This window comes from Hadarchaeum sp. (SeqCode), assembly GCF_049969415.1.
Taxonomy (GTDB): Archaea; Hadarchaeota; Hadarchaeia; order Hadarchaeales; family Hadarchaeaceae; genus Hadarchaeum.
This window is the reverse complement of sequence record NZ_JBMFOX010000013.1, coordinates 20,555-35,562: the sequence shown is the minus strand read 5'-3', so window position 1 is coordinate 35,562 and position 15,008 is coordinate 20,555. Positions and strand designations below refer to the sequence as shown.

Below are 15,008 nucleotides of genomic sequence, written 5' to 3'. Positions count from 1 at the left end.
CCGTGAACCTCCCGCCGTGTATGGGGTAGGGTCTCATCTCGCGGCGCCAGAAATCTGGTGTGTCGGTGGTGTAGGAAAAAGTTCCCTCAATCTCCGCCAGCGCCTCCCCATTATTTTTCCCCACAATCACAGCGCCGGCTCCGGCCGCTGCCGTGTATTCTAAAGCATCCCCAGGAGCCGCCTGTGCAGTATCGGCTCCCACAGAAATTCCATACTTGACCATCCCCATCTCGACCAAGCCGGCGCAGGCCTGAATCCCCGCAGTCCCCGCCTTGCAGGCAAACTCCATATCGGCCGCGGTAAGATTGGGGGTGGCCTCAATGGCCTCGGCCACGATGGTCGCGGTGGGCTTTACCGCGTAGGGGTGTGACTCTGACCCGACGTAAATGGCACCGATTTCTTGCGGGCTTATCTTTGCCCGCTTTACCGCATTTCGCGCCGCCTCCACAGATAGGGTGGCGGTATCTTCATCTGGGGCAGGAATGGATTTTTCCTCAATCATTAAACCTTGTTTAATCCGGGAGGGATCCTCGCCCCAAACCTTGGCAATATCGTCAACTCGGATGCGGTACCTAGGTATATAAACACCATAGCCCACGATGCCAACATTCACCTTGAATCACCCAGTTTCCTTCCACTTGTCTTTACCCTGATTTAACCATTTAAAAAGCTTTTGTTTGTCGTTTGAAACAACGTCATTTGTCGTAAAAATTTAAAATTTCAGGAAGAGCACTTTCTGAGCCCAGAAAGAAGATCATTAACCGTGGGCACCCGGGCAATCACCAGAGGCAGCTTAAGTATCTCTGCTATTTTTATGCCAACTTCGTCAACTGCCTTTAAATCCCCGTGAAGAACGACCATCCCAGGGGTTATCCCGATAACCTTAACCGCCACCAGCGGAGATCGGCCTGTAGTCACGCCGGTGAAAACCAGCACCCGCTCTGTGGTCAGCCCGTAGAGACGTCTGAAATCATCGGCGGAGAGGGCCAGTATGGCCTTATGGCTGTCGATAACCGTATACCCGAATATCTTCCTATCCAGCAGGTCCTTGTTCGCCACGACCTCCCCCGCCACGGCCTTGACTATTGCCTTGCCGTCGACCGGAATGGTATACTCCCGAATCTCGAGGACGACATCGGGAGGCAGCTGTGTACCAAAAACTTGGGAGAAAACCCGAAACATTTTCCCGCCTTGCTGTTCGTCAACTTCCAACAACGCTTCGACAATCCTCTTTATGGTGTTAACCCCCGGCGATTTTCTTCTGCCGGCTTCATAGTCGCTGATCACTGAAGGGGAAACCCGCATCACCTTGGCTAATGTGGGCTGGTTGACGCCAAACCGCTCCCGCCAGAGCTTAATGGCTAGCCCAGGTGAATCCGACAGGGTGATATCGCCAGCGATCCAACGCGCAATTCTGTCCCTTACCTCTTCGGCCATAAAATTCAACTGATTTTATGAACGCCAGCCTTTAAATGCTAGGTCTTCATGGCCAGCTTGAAAACATCTGCTTTGGTGATTATTCCAACCGGCCTACCGTGATCCACGACCAAAATTGCGGGAGCATGCTCAAGAAGGGAGTAAACGATATTCACGTCGGCTTCCTTGGCAACCGTTGGAAAAGGCTTATCCATTATCTCGCTCACGTTGCGGCGCAGCAGCCTAGCCATGTTCTCCCCTGTAGCTATTCTCTGGACAACGCTGCTTTCAGAGATGGAACCGACTTGAACCTCGCGATCTAAAACAGGCAGCTGAGAGATGTCGTGGGCCCTCATCGTCTTGATGACGGTTTCCACCTTATCATTGGGCCTAGCAAAAACTATCGGGGCGGACATTATTTTCTCGACCAAAACCTGCTTTTCCGGTGCGCTTGCCTGCTCCAGCACTTTTGATATCCTTTCCAGAGTTGAAAACCTCGGGTCCGCCTTCCCCGATTCTATCTTGGCAATATAGGCCTGGGTGACACCCGCCAGCTTGGCCAGCTTGGACTGGCTGAACCCCAAACGCATCCTCATGGCCCTGACTTCAGAAGGCTTGACTACACCCATGTAAACTCCTCATTCCTATGAGTTATAATATCTGGGAAACCTATAAATATAAACACGACCTGTTAAAATCTAAATTCACGGGGCATGAGCTGATGAGAAATATAATTGTTGAAGAAATCAAACAGGTCCCACTTGCGAAGCAAAATTTGGAAATAGTTGAAAGGAAAGGAATTGGACACCCGGACTCAATATGTGACTCAATCCTGGATCGAGTTTCGGTTGAACTGTGTCAAGAATACTTGAAAAGATTTGGCGTCATCATGCACCACAACACGGACAAATCCCTTTTAGTGGCCGGCAAGGTGGAAACAAGGTTCGGCGGGGGTGAAGTCAAGGAGCCCATGCTTTTGATCTTTGGGGACCGAGCAACCGATGAGGTCGAGGGCGAAAAAATAGATGTCGGTACAATCGCGATAAACGCGGCAAAAAAATGGATTAAGAAGAACCTCAGATACGTTGACCCTGAAAAACACCTGCGCTACCAAGTGGAGTTAAAACCGGGCTCGGCTGCGCTGACGGATATCTTCAGAAGAAAGGGTAAAGTCCTCAGCGCAAATGACACCTCGGCCGCTGTGGGCTATGCCCCTATGACCCCAACCGAGGAGATTGTGCTTAAAACTGAGCACTATTTGAACTCGAAAAAATTCAAGAAAGAGTTCCCAGAATCGGGCGAAGATATAAAAGTGATGGGCTTCCGGAAAAACAACAACCTATCACTGATGATCGGCGTGGCCTTCGTCGACCGCCACGTCAAGGACGAAAACGATTACTTTAGGAAAAAGGAGGAAATTTTGGAAAGGACCCGTGAATTTGTAGAGGAAAACTCCGACTTTGAAAATTTGGACCTCAAGCTGAACACACTTGATACTCGGGGTAGAGGGGTGGATGGGGTCTACCTTACCGTCCTAGGCACCAGTGCTGACGGTGCCGACTCAGGTCAAGTGGGCAGAGGAAACAGGAGCAACGGGGTCATCCCGCTAAACAGACATGTCGGGTCAGAAGCCGCAGCTGGTAAAAATCCGGTCAGTCATGTGGGTAAAATCTACAACATCTTAACGCACAAAATTGCTGGCGAGATTTACCGGAATGTTGACGGCCTAAGTGAGGTTTACGTTTGGTTGGTAAGTCAGATAGGGGCTCCCATAGACCAGCCCGCGATAGCTGCGGCGAGAGTGCTCACTAAACCAGAAGTTAAATTGAACAGCGTTAGAAAAGAAATCTCAGAAATAATTGAAAGAGAACTCGAAAAAATTAACGAGTTCACCAAATGTCTCGCTCGGGGAGATTATCCCGTCTGTTGAAACTCGGGGAAAAATTTTTTGCCCTGAGAGAATCTGAAGATATGGTGATCGCATTTTTCAGATAATAAAGCGGGACGGCATGGGTAGAATCGGCAAGGTCAAAACCGCCCATGGAAATTTCACCACGCCCACGCTGATGCCGGTCATCGACCCTACTGATATCGTCCTGACTCCAAGGGAAATTAAGCGGGAGTTTGGAGCGGAGTTGATAATAACTAACGCCTATCTAACCCTGCTCCACTTTGGAAAAAATCCCGACTTAAAAATCCATCAGATTCTTGACTACGACGGGCCGATTATGACCGACAGCGGTGGATACCAAATACTTCGTTACGGAAGCATTGATGTCCCGCCTGAGGAAATAGTCAGGTATCAGGACTTAATCTCCCCCGATATCGCCACCATATTGGACATTCCTACCGGTGTGAACGCATCACGAGAATATGCTGCCGAAACGGTTCGAATCACTCTTGAAAGGGCGAGAGAAGCCTTGCGCATTCTCTCCAACCCAAATGTCATGTGGTGCGGCCCCATTCAGGGTGGCCTTTTTACCGACCTCGTGGAGCATTCGGCGAGAGAAATGGGCAAGCTGGACTACAAGTTTCACGCCATCGGAAGCCCTGTGGAACTTCTGAACGACTACCGCTACACTGAAGTTGTGGATTTAGTAATGGCGGCGAAAAAAAATCTTCCGCTTGAGCGTCCAGTTCACCTTTTCGGAGCTGGACATCCGATGATGCTGTCGCTGGCAGTGGCCATGGGCTGCGACCTCTTTGACTCAGCAGCGTACATTCTTTTCGCGAGAGACGACAGATACATGACTGCTGAGGGCACTCTCCATCTAAACGAACTTGAATTTCTTCCCTGCGAATGTCCGGTATGCTCCAGCACCACCGTTAAAGAAATAAGACGCGAGCCTTTGGATGAAAAAATCAAACTGCTTGCGCGGCATAACCTTCATGTTACCTTTGGTGAACTCCGAAAAATCAGGCAGGCAATTGTTGACGGCAGACTGTTGGAGTATGTACAAATTAAGTGCCGGGCGCACCCCAGCCTTCTAGCAGCACTTAAAAGGTTTATGGATTACTCCGAATTTATCGAGCGCTTCGACCCGGTGACGAAAAAATCCGCCTTTTTCTATTCTGGCAGCGAATCGATAAAGCGACCGGAAGTAATTCGCCACCAACAACGGATGAAAAGCAGATATACGCCACCTCGGCAGGACACCTTAATCATCTTATCCGGCTTTGGGGAAAAAACCAATGTGGACGCAGGGGACTCCCATGTGTTGAAGATAGTCCCTCCATTCGGGGTTGTGCCTGAGGAACTGGAGGAAATATACCCCCTCTCACAGAATGAAGTACCTAAAGAGCTCGAAGCTGAAGTCATTGCGGCCGCAGCCGAATCTTTAGAAAACTACTTAAAGCGTCACGGAAGCTCATATCGGCAGGTTATTCTCTTCAACGACAGAAGCTGCTGGGGCGAATCATTGGTAAGGGCCTGCCAACCTGTCGCCGAAAAACTAAAAGTAATTCAAGCCAACGAAAAAAATTTAAATAAATTATGGCACGAATTTAGCGCGGAGTGGATCGGGATTTTTAATGGATAATGTAGATCTCAAACTCTTGAAGATGCTAGTTGAAGACGCCCACACGCCGCTTCGAAAGCTGGGCCGGGAGGTCGGCCTTAGTACCTCCGGCGTGAGAAGAAGGATCAAAAAGCTGGAGAAAAACGGTGTGATAAAAAAATACGCGGCCATAATTGACCCAAAAAAATATGGGTATGGTGTGACGGCATTCATAAGCGTGGACGCTGACTCCAGAGAACTGGGAGAACTGACCAAATCCCTTTCCCACCGCCATGAGGTGTGTGAACTTCACCGGACGACCGGGGGGCACGACCTGATGATTAAGGTCAAGGTAAAAGATGTGGACGCGCTTAACAAGTTCGTTGACGATCACATCAGGTGTTTTGATTCGGTGAAAAGAGTGAGAACAACCTTGGCCATGGAAACTATCAAAGAAACTTTGGCCAACTTATAGGTGTTGGAATGAAAGAAGAACATAAAAAAATCATGATTGAATCCCTCTCCTCTGTGATGCCTTACATTGCCTTCATCAGCGAGCTAAGGGAATTCATAGAACGAGAAGCAAACGAATGCCAAGATATCGAAAGCTTCATTGAAAAATTGAAGAAACTGAACGAGAAATCTGACATCATCAGAAGAACGGATGGGCAGATATTTTTATCTGAGCTCAGACGCAACCTTGCCAAACTTAGCTCCGATTGATTTTAATCCTGACGGCTCGATTTAATCTCAGATCCAAATGGTGGCCGCTAAAATTGAAAAAATAGCCCAAGACATAAAAACGATGCGCATACGTGGTGCAGGAAGAATCGCCCGAGCTGCTGCCCGAGCCCTGAAAATCGCTGCCAAAGAATCCCAAGCTAAAACGCCGGCAGAATTTTCCTCCGAGATGAAAAGGGCATCTAAAATTCTGCTCGAGACCAGGCCCACAGCCGTTTCCCTGCCCAACGCGGTGAGATACGTGCTGCTAGGATTGAAACAGACCCACGGCGCAGATATTTGGACGATGAAAAAAGCCGTCATTTCCAGGGCAGATGGTTTTATCAAGAACTCACTAGAGGCCGTGAAAAAAATCGGTGAAATCGGAGCCAACCGCATTTCAAACGGTGATGTGATTCTAACGCACTGTAACAGCGAGTGCGCGCTGTCGATAATAAAAACTGCCTTTAAACAGGGAAAAAATATCGAGGTCTACACGACAGAATCGAGACCGGTCTGGCAAGGTCGCCTCAGCGCGAGGGAGCTGCTCAAGGAAGGAATCCCGACGACGATGATAATAGATTCCGCCGTGCGGCACTTCATCCGCGATGTGGACAAGGTGATAGTCGGCGCCGACAGCATCGCCGCCAATGGGGCAGTCGTTAACAAAATCGGGACCTCAAGCATCGCACTGGCGGCCCACGAGGCACGGGTTCTGTTCTTCGTGGCCGCTGAAACTTACAAATTCCACCCGGAGACCTTGGTCGGTCGTCTGGTGGAAATTGAGGAAAGAGATCCCAGCGAGGTAATAAATTTAAGACGTTTCCCGGGGTTAAAAGTGAGAAACCCGGCCTTTGACGTGACCCCACCGGAATATGTGGATTTGATCGTTACCGAACGTGGAATTATACCGCCCTACGCCGCCTACGCAATAATTAAAGAAATTTTTGAATGGAATCCTGGTGAAAGAATTCAACAAACTGGAGACAAATTGAGGCCCTTGATTTAGGCTCACCTAAACCCATCGCCGAAAGATGGCTGGGAAAGATATTGGCTTGGGAAACTAGCCAATTTTATAGACCAAATCGCCTTCTCTAACCTTTTGCTGAACTTTAAGACCTATCGATTCACCGGCCTTGGCGCTGCTCAAATTTTTGTGTTCGATTTGAATCGATTCTACGGGCTGTTGAAAGTTTGTCGTTGTGCCCTCAATGGAAATCCTATCACCAACGCTCAAGTCTCCTGTTAACTCAACAACCGCCACACCAATTTTGGAATAATAGTGAACTACTTTCCCAACGAGCTTTTTCTCACCGGCTTCCATCAACCTCGCCCTATTAAAGTTGTGCCGCCTAATTAAAATCCTTTTTCAGTGCCAAAACAGGGTAAGTTGGAAATGGATTCTGGCCATGCCAAACGGTGGATGTCAAACCAAGATAAATTTTGGGTAATATTTATATACTAAAAAATAATACTGATGAAAGACGAAATATGCACATACCTGATGGATTTCTAAGCTTTGGGGTTTGGGCGCCTCTGTGGGCTGTGGCAGCAATAATCTTAGCCATCGCGGTATGGAAAACCAATAAAAAGCTCAGCGACAAACACGTTCCACTGTTAGGTGTCTTGGCGGCTTTCGTTTTCGCTGCCCAGATGTTGAACGTGCCCGTGGCTGGTGGCACCAGCGGGCATTTGCTTGGCGGAGTGCTGATCGCCATCTTTGTTGGTCCGCTGGCGGGCTCAATAGTGATGAGCTCGATTTTCGCCGTTCAGGCTATTTTCTTTCAAGACGGTGGAATAACTGCTCTTGGGGCCAACATCATCAATATGGGATTAATCGGGACAATTATCGGATTCTACATCTACCTTATTCTCACTAAAATATTAAAAGACAAGGGGCAGCTGATTGGGGTTGCCGTGGCCGCTTGGATATCTGTAGTGCTGGCATCGGCCGCCTGTGCCTTTGAACTGGCTGCCTCTGGAACCTCGCCGCTTTGGATTGTTCTGCCCGCGATGGTGGGCATTCACTCCATAATTGGCATTATCGAAGCGGCCATAACCGTGACCGTGGTCGGATTTGTCATGAAAACGAGAAACGACCTGCTCAATCTACCTAAAATTTAGGTGAAAAAATGAAGGTAAAAAAGTGGTGGATTACCGGAATAATAATCGCGCTGTTTATGGCCAGCGTGCTGTCCCTCTTCGCCTCTCCAGAACCCGACGGTCTTGAAAGAGTGGCTGAGGATTATGGCTTTATCGAAAAAGCCGAGGGGCAGGAAGTGATCCACGCTCCGATGCCAGACTATACTGTTCTTGGAGTTGGTAACGAAAAAATTGCTTCAGCACTTGCCGGCTTAATTGGCGTCCTGATCATCCTCGTTCTTACGTTGAGCTGGGCTAAACTACTAAAAAGATAAAAAAGGAAAAAAATGAAACACAGTTTTATCGACAAATACGGCAGTCTTAAAAGCCCGATTCACCGGCTCGACCCGCGGGCAAAGATAATCACGCTTTTTTCTTTTTTGTTTATTGTAGTTTTCACCCCGATAACTCTGGCTCCAAAATTTTTGTTTTATGGAACGCTGTTAATCGCGCTAATCTTAATCTCAAAAGTGCCGATTAGTTTCGTGCTAAAAAGGTCTTTAGTGATACTCCCGTTCGTCGGCCTGGTGGCAATAGGCTTGCCCTTTATGGGAAACGGCGGCGGTTCTTTGAGCCTTGGCATCTTTACGATAAACCAATCGGCGACCTTGATTTTTTTGAATGTATTGGTTAAATCTTGGCTCTGCGTGCTGGCCATGATAGCGCTTACTTCCACAACGCCATTTTCGAGGCTCCTAAACGGTTTTCAGAGGTTAAAAATGCCGACCGTGTTTGTGATGATCCTTTCCTTCATGTATCGTTTTGTCTTTATTCTGGAAGACGAGCTCTACAGGATGGTCAGAGCGCGGGACGCCAGAACCTTCAAACCCTCGTGGTCCCGTTCATTAAAAACCGCCGGAAACATGATCGGTACTCTATTTATAAGGAGCTATGAAAGGGGAGAAAGGATTTACGTGGCTATGCGCTCTCGGGGATACCAAGGAAAAATAAAGCTTACCCGAGAACTGAAGATGAACGGTTATGACATCTCTTTCATGACAGCATTTTTATTGATATTAGTTTTGGTAGCGGTGGTCTGATGATGGCGGTGGAGGTAAGGAATCTGCACTACAAGTATCCTGATGACACCGTCGCGCTGCGCGGCGTGAACCTAACAGTGGGGAAAGGGGAAAAGGCCTACATCATCGGCCCAAACGGCTCAGGAAAATCTACGTTACTTCTTCACCTCAACGGAATCCTAAAACCGCAAAGGGGGAAGGTCGTGATTCTCGGCACTGAAACTGAAAAGTGGGGCGAAGAAGTAAAGAAGAAGGTTGGCTTAGTTTTCCAAAATCCTGACGATCAGCTCTTCATGCCGACGGTTTATGAAGATGTGGCCTTCGGACCGGAGAATATGGGTCTTGGGGAGGCCGAGATTAAAAGGAGGGTGAAAAACGCTCTAAAGATTGTTGGTATGGCTGGTTTTGAGGATAGGAGTCCTCACCACCTCAGCTACGGTGAAAAGAAAAGGATTGCCATAGCCACCGTGCTGGCCATGGATCCGGAAATACTGGTGCTCGACGAACCAACGCTTTCACTCGACCCTTGGATCAAAAAGAGCTTCATCGAGCTGCTAGAAGATCTGGGTGAAAATAGGACGGTGGTTATTTCCGGACATGACCTAGATATCATGGATCTTTGTGACCACGCCTATCTAATGGATGAAGGCAGAATTGTCGGCGAAATCAAGAACAAGAAAGAAATTTTCCAGAAATATCGATCACTGTTGCGAAAACGAACAAATCTTATATCGGGTAATCAAAAGTAATACTGATGAAATGGTCATGGTTGCAATAGAATCATTTGGAAAAGCCTTTCAACTGCACCAACTTTTACTGGCCAAACGACGCCTGGATAAACAGGTGAAAAAATGGCTGAAAAAATAACTCGCATAAGTCTAACCCTGCCTCAAGAGCTGCTCAAGGAGCTTGATGAATCCCTCAAGTCCCGCGGTTACGCCAGCCGATCCGAAGCCGTCAGAGATGCCCTTCGCAATTTACTCTCCGAATACAAATATCGAAAAAGTCTTGAGGGCCACATCGTTGGGGTCTTAATTCTGGTCTACGAGCACGATGTCCGAGGGCTGGCCGATGCCATAATTGACATCCAGCATTCCTCAAGTGAAATTATAAACACCGTCCAGCACATTCACCTCGATCAAAAGAACTGCTTAGAAACTTCCGTCGTTAAAGGTCCGGCTGAAAAAATAGAAAAAATTGTGGAGCGCCTTGAAAGTTTAAGGGGTGTCAAACAGGCAAAGTTGATGGTAATAAAACCATAAGCTAAAATGGGACAGAAATGAAACTTACCAAATTCTTGCTGGAGTTAAGCAGGCTAAAGAATATGCCAAGGACTGGTTGGCTCTTCTGCAACGTTCCTCTCCCAGAAGTCGAGGATGTGGCTCAGCACTCATTCGAGGTGGCCACCGTCACCATGTTCCTTGCTGATGAACTGGCAAAAGCAGGCGAGAAAGTCAACCGTGAACGAGCTATCCGTATAGCGCTCATCCACGACTGGGCAGAGACCAAGGTGGCTGATTTCCCTTACACCGCGATGAAGTACCTAAAACCGGCCGAGGCTAAACAACTAATGGAACTTGAGGCCCTCAGGGAGCTGCTCAAAGGGCTATCTGAAGGGGAGGAATATCTGAAACTGTGGGAAGAATACCGCGAGAAAAAAACCATTGAATCCAAGCTAGTTCACGCGGCAGATTACCTTTCAATACTGATCCAAGCTGTCAAATATTCAGAAAGGGGTGTCAAATCGAGAGAACTGGGGGAACTCTGGGAGGCGGTGTTAAAAGATTTAGAACCCTATGTGGAGGAGTTCAAAATCGTTGCCCAAATCGCTAACGAACTGAAATTCTTTTTTGCAGCACCTGTTAAATAAAGTTTCCAACTTAACGCCCGTGGCTTAGTTACACGTTTTCAACCATCAGATAGCTGATACTTCTGTTCATGAGTAGTGATTGAAACCATGTTGAGCGGTAATTGTTGCTTTTCGAGCGATGAGTCAGGCGTTCATCCACATGTGTTTGACCCGTTTACATCATGTCCAGACCGTTTGCCTGCTCACCCCGAAAGCCTCGGCCGCATCTTTTTTAGCCATCCCCTGCCTAATTACTTTCACCATCTGGCGGCGCTGTTCTGGGGTTAGTCTGGTCATCTTGATGACCTCTGGTCCAGGCCTCCGCCGTGTGGTCTTAGCTTTTGATGATAGGAATATTGGATTAAAATAGTAAAAGTGTTAACTTGGAAGCTTTACTTAACAGCACCGTCAACTTTTTAAAACATCAATAATATGTAGTTGAGGATACTATGAAAGGCATTAAGTGGGTCGTGGAAGATTCGGTGGAAAAGGAAGTTTGGTGGCCATCGGAAGAGCTCAAGCGAAGGGCTTGGGTATCCAATCCGTCAATATATGAAGAAGCTGACAAGGATCCGGTCGCGTTTTGGGAGGAACGGGCTAGGGAAGGACTGGTGTGGTTCAAGACCTGGGATAAGGCTTACGAGGAAGACCTGCCTTACTACAAGTGGTTCATCGGAGGCAAACTTAACGCCTCCTACAATGCGGTGGACCGACATGTTAAAGCGGGTAAAGGTAATAAGCCGGCAATAATCTGGGTCCCTGAACCACCGAACGAGCCCGAAAGGATAATAACTTATCAACAGCTGATGGATGAGGTCTGTCGTTTTGCCAATGTGTTGAAAAAGCTCGGTGTCAAGAAGGGTGATCGGGTTGGGATCTATCTTCCGCTAATACCTGAAATCCACATCGCTATTTTGGCCTGCACCAGAATCGGCGCCGTTCACAGCGTAGTATTTTCCGCCTTCAGCGGTGATTCCTTAAGGGTCAGGCTCGAAGACGCAGAGGCCAAGATTCTAATCACGGCAGACGGTTACTACCGCAGGGGAAAGGTAGTAAATCTGAAAGCTAGTGCGGACGAGGGGATCAAAGACACCAAGGTTGAAAAAGTCGTTGTAGTCAAACGCGCTGGTAATGAAATCAGCATGGCGCCGGGACGGGACTTTTGGTGGCATGAGCTGATGAAGGACGCCAGCCCCAAATGTGATCCTGAACCTATGGACAGCGAAGATATGCTGTTCCTGCTGTATACCTCCGGCACTACGGGAAAACCAAAAGGCGTAATTCATACCACTGGAGGATACCTCACGCAGGCCTATTGGACCACGCGCTGGGTCTTCGACATCCACGACGACGACATCTTCTGGTGCACTTCAGACATCGGCTGGATTACGGGGCATACCTATCTCTGCTACGGGCCATTGCTCAACTGCACCACGCTTATACTGTATGAGGGATCGCCAGACTATCCGGCGATGGACCGCTGGTGGGAAATCATAGAAAAATACAAAGTGACGATATTTTACACCGCCCCGACTGCAATCCGCATGTTTGTCAGGGCTGGTGAAGAATGGCCTAAAAAACATGATTTGAGCACCCTCAGGTTATTAGGAACGGTCGGTGAACCGATTGACCGTGAAGCTTGGCTTTGGTATTTCAACAACATCGGCGGCGGACGTTGTCCCATTGTTGACACTTGGTGGCAGACTGAAACCGGCGGAACATTGATGATGAGTCTGCCGGGGATTGGTCCGTTTATTCCCACAGTTTCAGGAAGACCATTCCCTGGAGTAAGAAACGCGATTGTTGATGAAGAGGGCAATCCATCACCGCAGGGCGGATATTTGGTCTTGGCCCCCCCGATGCCGCCGGGAATGCTGAGGGGACTTTACAAGGCTGACGAAAAATACCGGGAGACTTATTGGAGCCGGTATCCAAAAAGGTATTATTTCACTGGAGACGGCGCTAGGGATGTAATTGGCGAGCATGCCCCACACATTAAGGAGAAAGGGAAGATCAAGCACTTTATCCGCGTTACTGGCAGGGTCGACGACGTAATGAAGGTAGCCGGACATAGGCTGTCAACGGCTGAACTTGAGGACGCGTTTAACCGACATCCGGCTGTGACCGAAACCGCCGTCGTCCCGCAACCAGACCCTCTGAAGGGCGAGGTCCCAGTTGCTTACGTGGTGCTGAAAAGCGGCTACAAGGGATCAGAAGAGTTGAGCAAAGAACTAGTCGAACACATTAGCAAAACTGTGGGACCCATAGCCAAGCCAAAGCAAATATTCTTTGTCGATGAGCTGCCCAAAACAAGGAGCGGGAAGATAATGCGCCGTATTCTGAAAGCCCTGCTCACCAAGGACAAAATCGGAGATACATCAACTCTGGTCAATCCTGACGTCGTTGAAACTCTGAAAAGGATAGTTGGTTATCAGGATTAAATCTAGGCTTGCAAACTTCAAGAGTAGCTGATAGCAATAGACCTGATGATATCGCTGACATCCTCACAAAGATCAGCAATACTCTCCATATTCTCAGTTATTTCCTTCATGAGCAGTGACTGACCTATATCCTTAATTTTTCTGTACCATTTCAAAAGCCCTGGCGTCAACTCTTCTGCACGCAAATCGTCAATCTTTTCCTCCATTTTTTCGACTTCGTGGGAAAGGGCTATCGCTGTCTTGGGGTCCTTCTCCAGTGAAATAAAGGTCTCGTGAGTCTTGATGGCTGTATCCAAAACCGCTGCAGAGTAAATTCTCATTGTTTTTTTAAGGTCGGCGGGAAGTTTCCTAGCCTCGATGTATTTCAGCTTTCGGGCGGCTGCCTTGGCATTGGCGGCAATTTCATCAGCAGTCATAGTCAATCGGATAATCTCATCCCGATTTATCGGATGAAATATTCCCTTCGAAAGTTCCTCCAAAATGTTCCTTTTCAGAACATCGGCCTCGCGCTCGTTCTTAAAGGCCTCGTTGAACCCCTTATCCATTTTTTTAACGTCCAGATCGCAAAAAGCCTGAACAGCCTCATTCATACTGGCAACTGTCTTGACAATTCTTTTCATATGCTCGTCGCAGACTTCAAGGATTTTTCTTTCCTTTGATTCACCCATCCAGATTAACGGCCCTCTCGCCATCATATCCCTACCATCTTGCTAATTAACCAGAATAAAGACATACTAATTAAGATTACTGCAGGTATGGTCAAAATCCAAAAGGCGATGATCTTACCTGTGATTCCCTTGTTTACTCCCCCCAACCCCTTAGTTGCTAAACCCACACCAATTAAGGACCCAACCGAAGCATGGGTTGTAGATATCGGCAAGCCGAATCCCAGAAACAAAGAGGGCAAAACCGTGAAAAGAAAAACCACAATTGCATTGGCATATTCTGCGGCGGCTCCGGTAAGTATGTCCAGTCTGGTCACTTTGTAAGCAGTGACCTCCAAAACCTTATAACCCCAGGTGAAGGCCCCAAACGCTATTCCTGCCGAGCCTAGCAGCGAAAGCAGAAACATTGTAACAAATGTGGGGTTTCCGGTGATTTTCTGAGTTGGCGTCACGAAAACCCCAGTTGCATTTGCCATATCATTAGCCCCAAAGGCAAAGGCAGAAAAACAAAGACCGACTATCAAAAGGACGTAAAGCAAATTGGAAACATTACAACCACCATACTTAGCCTTAACCGCATACGCCAGAATGGTTGAAAAAACAAACGATGAGATTAGGGCCATTAGAATGGCATCAAACGATTTCAAGCCAAGGGTTTGATAAAGAATCATGAAAAGGCAAGAAAAGGAGAGGAGAAATATCAACGCATAGATTGCCATCAGATTTGCCCTTTCCGTCCTCTCCCGTTTAAAATAATTTCTCAAAGAAAGGTAAAGCCCGGCTGAAAGGATTATCGCTAGCAGTGGGGAAACAATTAAACCCAAGATGACGGTATAAAGGTTGTTCCACCTCATCGGGGCCGAACTTATCAGTCCAAATCCTATTACACCACCAATTATGGAGTGGGTGGTCGAAACAGGCATCCCCCTATAGGTGCAGAAAGTTATCCATAATCCGGCCGAAAGGCTGGCGGAAAAGCTTCCCACCGCCAAAACCTCGATGCCCAGGCTTTCCCTATCGACTAGTCCACGATCGACGGTTTTCATGACCATCGGACCCAGCAAGATTCCACCCGCGGCGGCAAAAATGGCGAATAAAATTATGGCTCTTCTCATGCTCAGGGCTCCGGCGCCTACGGCACAGTCGGTAGGGTTGGCGGCGTCGTTGGCCCCAAGACACCAAGCGATGTAAAAGGAAAGCGCCAAACCGACACCGTAGATCACCAGCTCCATCATGCAAATCCTTCCGACTCAAAAGTT

At 48.1% G+C, this 15,008-nt stretch carries 19 protein-coding genes; 12 read left to right on the top strand and 7 right to left on the bottom strand.

Going from position 1 to position 15,008, the window contains the following annotated elements; genetic code table 11:
• The 3 genes from ACP5PX_RS04455 to ACP5PX_RS04445 all read right to left on the bottom strand — a co-directional run.
• Positions 1-613: hydroxymethylglutaryl-CoA synthase (locus ACP5PX_RS04455; RefSeq protein WP_428084377.1), on the bottom strand; the 613-nt coding region annotated here is incomplete at its 3' end.
• Between the two features lie 107 nt (positions 614-720).
• Positions 721-1,437, bottom strand: a complete 717-nt coding sequence (locus ACP5PX_RS04450) for a helix-turn-helix domain-containing protein (protein ID WP_428084375.1) — start codon at positions 1,435-1,437, stop codon at positions 721-723.
• Between the two features lie 38 nt (positions 1,438-1,475).
• Positions 1,476-2,045 (bottom strand): CBS domain-containing protein, encoded by a 570-nt coding sequence (locus tag ACP5PX_RS04445; protein ID WP_428084373.1) that lies wholly within the window; start codon positions 2,043-2,045, stop codon positions 1,476-1,478.
• A gap of 92 nt (positions 2,046-2,137) precedes the next feature.
• Here ACP5PX_RS04445 and ACP5PX_RS04440 point away from each other — a divergent pair, with 92 nt between their 5' ends.
• From ACP5PX_RS04440 to ACP5PX_RS04420, 5 genes are read left to right on the top strand one after another with little or no spacing between them, the layout of a single operon-like run.
• Complete coding sequence (locus tag ACP5PX_RS04440) at positions 2,138-3,346, top strand: methionine adenosyltransferase (RefSeq protein ID WP_428084371.1); 1,209 nt, start codon at positions 2,138-2,140, stop codon at positions 3,344-3,346.
• Between the two features lie 52 nt (positions 3,347-3,398).
• On the top strand, positions 3,399-4,955 hold the full coding sequence (tgtA, locus tag ACP5PX_RS04435; protein WP_428084381.1) for a tRNA guanosine(15) transglycosylase TgtA: 1,557 nt from the start codon (positions 3,399-3,401) through the stop codon (positions 4,953-4,955).
• A complete protein-coding gene (locus tag ACP5PX_RS04430; protein WP_428084369.1) occupies positions 4,948-5,388 on the top strand; it encodes an Lrp/AsnC family transcriptional regulator in 441 nt (146 codons plus the stop codon). The genes tgtA and ACP5PX_RS04430 overlap by 8 nt, the downstream gene beginning before the upstream one ends.
• Positions 5,389-5,396: 8 nt before the next feature.
• On the top strand, positions 5,397-5,636 hold the full coding sequence (locus ACP5PX_RS04425) for a hypothetical protein (protein WP_428084367.1): 240 nt from the start codon (positions 5,397-5,399) through the stop codon (positions 5,634-5,636).
• Between the two features lie 37 nt (positions 5,637-5,673).
• Positions 5,674-6,642 carry a ribose 1,5-bisphosphate isomerase gene (locus ACP5PX_RS04420; RefSeq protein ID WP_428084365.1) on the top strand — a complete coding sequence of 323 codons (969 nt, stop codon included), beginning with the start codon at positions 5,674-5,676 and terminating at the stop codon, positions 6,640-6,642.
• Positions 6,643-6,696: 54 nt separating this feature from the next.
• Here ACP5PX_RS04420 and ACP5PX_RS04415 read toward each other — a convergent pair whose 3' ends face one another.
• Complete coding sequence (locus ACP5PX_RS04415) at positions 6,697-6,957, bottom strand: translation elongation factor-like protein (protein ID WP_428084363.1); 261 nt, start codon at positions 6,955-6,957, stop codon at positions 6,697-6,699.
• A 167-nt stretch (positions 6,958-7,124) separates the two neighbouring features.
• Here ACP5PX_RS04415 and ACP5PX_RS04410 point away from each other — a divergent pair, with 167 nt between their 5' ends.
• The 6 genes from ACP5PX_RS04410 to ACP5PX_RS04385 all read left to right on the top strand — a co-directional run bounded on the left by ACP5PX_RS04410 (position 7,125) and on the right by ACP5PX_RS04385 (position 10,664).
• Positions 7,125-7,757 carry an energy-coupling factor ABC transporter permease gene (locus ACP5PX_RS04410; RefSeq protein ID WP_428084361.1) on the top strand — a complete coding sequence of 211 codons (633 nt, stop codon included), beginning with the start codon at positions 7,125-7,127 and terminating at the stop codon, positions 7,755-7,757.
• Positions 7,758-7,765: 8 nt separating this feature from the next.
• A complete protein-coding gene (locus tag ACP5PX_RS04405; RefSeq protein ID WP_428084359.1) occupies positions 7,766-8,050 on the top strand; it encodes a PDGLE domain-containing protein in 285 nt (94 codons plus the stop codon).
• Positions 8,051-8,062: 12 nt separating this feature from the next.
• The gene (gene cbiQ / locus ACP5PX_RS04400) at positions 8,063-8,815 is read left to right on the top strand and encodes a cobalt ECF transporter T component CbiQ (protein ID WP_428084357.1); all 753 of its coding nucleotides are present in this window, start codon (positions 8,063-8,065) and stop codon (positions 8,813-8,815) included.
• Entirely contained in the window at positions 8,815-9,543 is a 729-nt protein-coding gene (locus ACP5PX_RS04395; protein WP_428084355.1) for an energy-coupling factor ABC transporter ATP-binding protein, read from the top strand. The genes cbiQ and ACP5PX_RS04395 overlap by 1 nt, the downstream gene beginning before the upstream one ends.
• Before the next feature lie 102 nt (positions 9,544-9,645).
• On the top strand, positions 9,646-10,056 hold the full coding sequence (nikR, locus tag ACP5PX_RS04390; RefSeq protein ID WP_428084353.1) for a nickel-responsive transcriptional regulator NikR: 411 nt from the start codon (positions 9,646-9,648) through the stop codon (positions 10,054-10,056).
• Positions 10,057-10,073: 17 nt separating this feature from the next.
• A complete protein-coding gene (locus tag ACP5PX_RS04385) occupies positions 10,074-10,664 on the top strand; it encodes an HD domain-containing protein (protein ID WP_428084351.1) in 591 nt (196 codons plus the stop codon).
• 159 nt (positions 10,665-10,823) lie between these two features.
• Here ACP5PX_RS04385 and ACP5PX_RS04380 read toward each other — a convergent pair whose 3' ends face one another.
• Complete coding sequence (locus tag ACP5PX_RS04380) at positions 10,824-10,940, bottom strand: helix-turn-helix domain-containing protein (protein WP_428084349.1); 117 nt, start codon at positions 10,938-10,940, stop codon at positions 10,824-10,826.
• A 152-nt stretch (positions 10,941-11,092) separates the two neighbouring features.
• Here ACP5PX_RS04380 and acs point away from each other — a divergent pair, with 152 nt between their 5' ends.
• Positions 11,093-13,084 (top strand): acetate--CoA ligase, encoded by a 1,992-nt coding sequence (gene acs / locus ACP5PX_RS04375; protein ID WP_428084347.1) that lies wholly within the window; start codon positions 11,093-11,095, stop codon positions 13,082-13,084.
• 17 nt (positions 13,085-13,101) lie between these two features.
• Here acs and ACP5PX_RS04370 read toward each other — a convergent pair whose 3' ends face one another.
• A complete protein-coding gene (locus tag ACP5PX_RS04370; RefSeq protein ID WP_428084345.1) occupies positions 13,102-13,776 on the bottom strand; it encodes a DUF47 domain-containing protein in 675 nt (224 codons plus the stop codon).
• Entirely contained in the window at positions 13,776-14,981 is a 1,206-nt protein-coding gene (locus ACP5PX_RS04365; RefSeq protein ID WP_428084343.1) for an inorganic phosphate transporter, read from the bottom strand. The genes ACP5PX_RS04370 and ACP5PX_RS04365 overlap by 1 nt, the downstream gene beginning before the upstream one ends.
• Positions 14,982-15,008: the final 27 nt, after the last annotated feature.

Excerpts from the sequence above, each read along its gene's own strand:
- ACP5PX_RS04450 (WP_428084375.1), bottom strand. The coding sequence starts at position 1,437 with ATGGCCGAAGAGGTAAGGGACAGAATTGCGCGTTGGATCGCTGGCGAT.
- ACP5PX_RS04445 (WP_428084373.1), bottom strand. The coding sequence starts at position 2,045 with ATGGGTGTAGTCAAGCCTTCTGAAGTCAGGGCCATGAGGATGCGTTTG.
- ACP5PX_RS04440 (WP_428084371.1), top strand. The coding sequence starts at position 2,138 with ATGAGAAATATAATTGTTGAAGAAATCAAACAGGTCCCACTTGCGAAG.
- ACP5PX_RS04430 (WP_428084369.1), top strand. The coding sequence starts at position 4,948 with ATGGATAATGTAGATCTCAAACTCTTGAAGATGCTAGTTGAAGACGCC.
- ACP5PX_RS04425 (WP_428084367.1), top strand. The coding sequence starts at position 5,397 with ATGAAAGAAGAACATAAAAAAATCATGATTGAATCCCTCTCCTCTGTG.
- ACP5PX_RS04420 (WP_428084365.1), top strand. The coding sequence starts at position 5,674 with ATGGTGGCCGCTAAAATTGAAAAAATAGCCCAAGACATAAAAACGATG.
- ACP5PX_RS04415 (WP_428084363.1), bottom strand. The coding sequence starts at position 6,957 with ATGGAAGCCGGTGAGAAAAAGCTCGTTGGGAAAGTAGTTCACTATTAT.
- ACP5PX_RS04410 (WP_428084361.1), top strand. The coding sequence starts at position 7,125 with ATGCACATACCTGATGGATTTCTAAGCTTTGGGGTTTGGGCGCCTCTG.
- ACP5PX_RS04405 (WP_428084359.1), top strand. The coding sequence starts at position 7,766 with ATGAAGGTAAAAAAGTGGTGGATTACCGGAATAATAATCGCGCTGTTT.
- cbiQ (WP_428084357.1), top strand. The coding sequence starts at position 8,063 with ATGAAACACAGTTTTATCGACAAATACGGCAGTCTTAAAAGCCCGATT.
- ACP5PX_RS04395 (WP_428084355.1), top strand. The coding sequence starts at position 8,815 with ATGATGGCGGTGGAGGTAAGGAATCTGCACTACAAGTATCCTGATGAC.
- nikR (WP_428084353.1), top strand. The coding sequence starts at position 9,646 with ATGGCTGAAAAAATAACTCGCATAAGTCTAACCCTGCCTCAAGAGCTG.
- ACP5PX_RS04385 (WP_428084351.1), top strand. The coding sequence starts at position 10,074 with ATGAAACTTACCAAATTCTTGCTGGAGTTAAGCAGGCTAAAGAATATG.
- ACP5PX_RS04380 (WP_428084349.1), bottom strand. The coding sequence starts at position 10,940 with ATGACCAGACTAACCCCAGAACAGCGCCGCCAGATGGTGAAAGTAATT.
- acs (WP_428084347.1), top strand. The coding sequence starts at position 11,093 with ATGAAAGGCATTAAGTGGGTCGTGGAAGATTCGGTGGAAAAGGAAGTT.
- ACP5PX_RS04370 (WP_428084345.1), bottom strand. The coding sequence starts at position 13,776 with ATGGCGAGAGGGCCGTTAATCTGGATGGGTGAATCAAAGGAAAGAAAA.
- ACP5PX_RS04365 (WP_428084343.1), bottom strand. The coding sequence starts at position 14,981 with ATGGAGCTGGTGATCTACGGTGTCGGTTTGGCGCTTTCCTTTTACATC.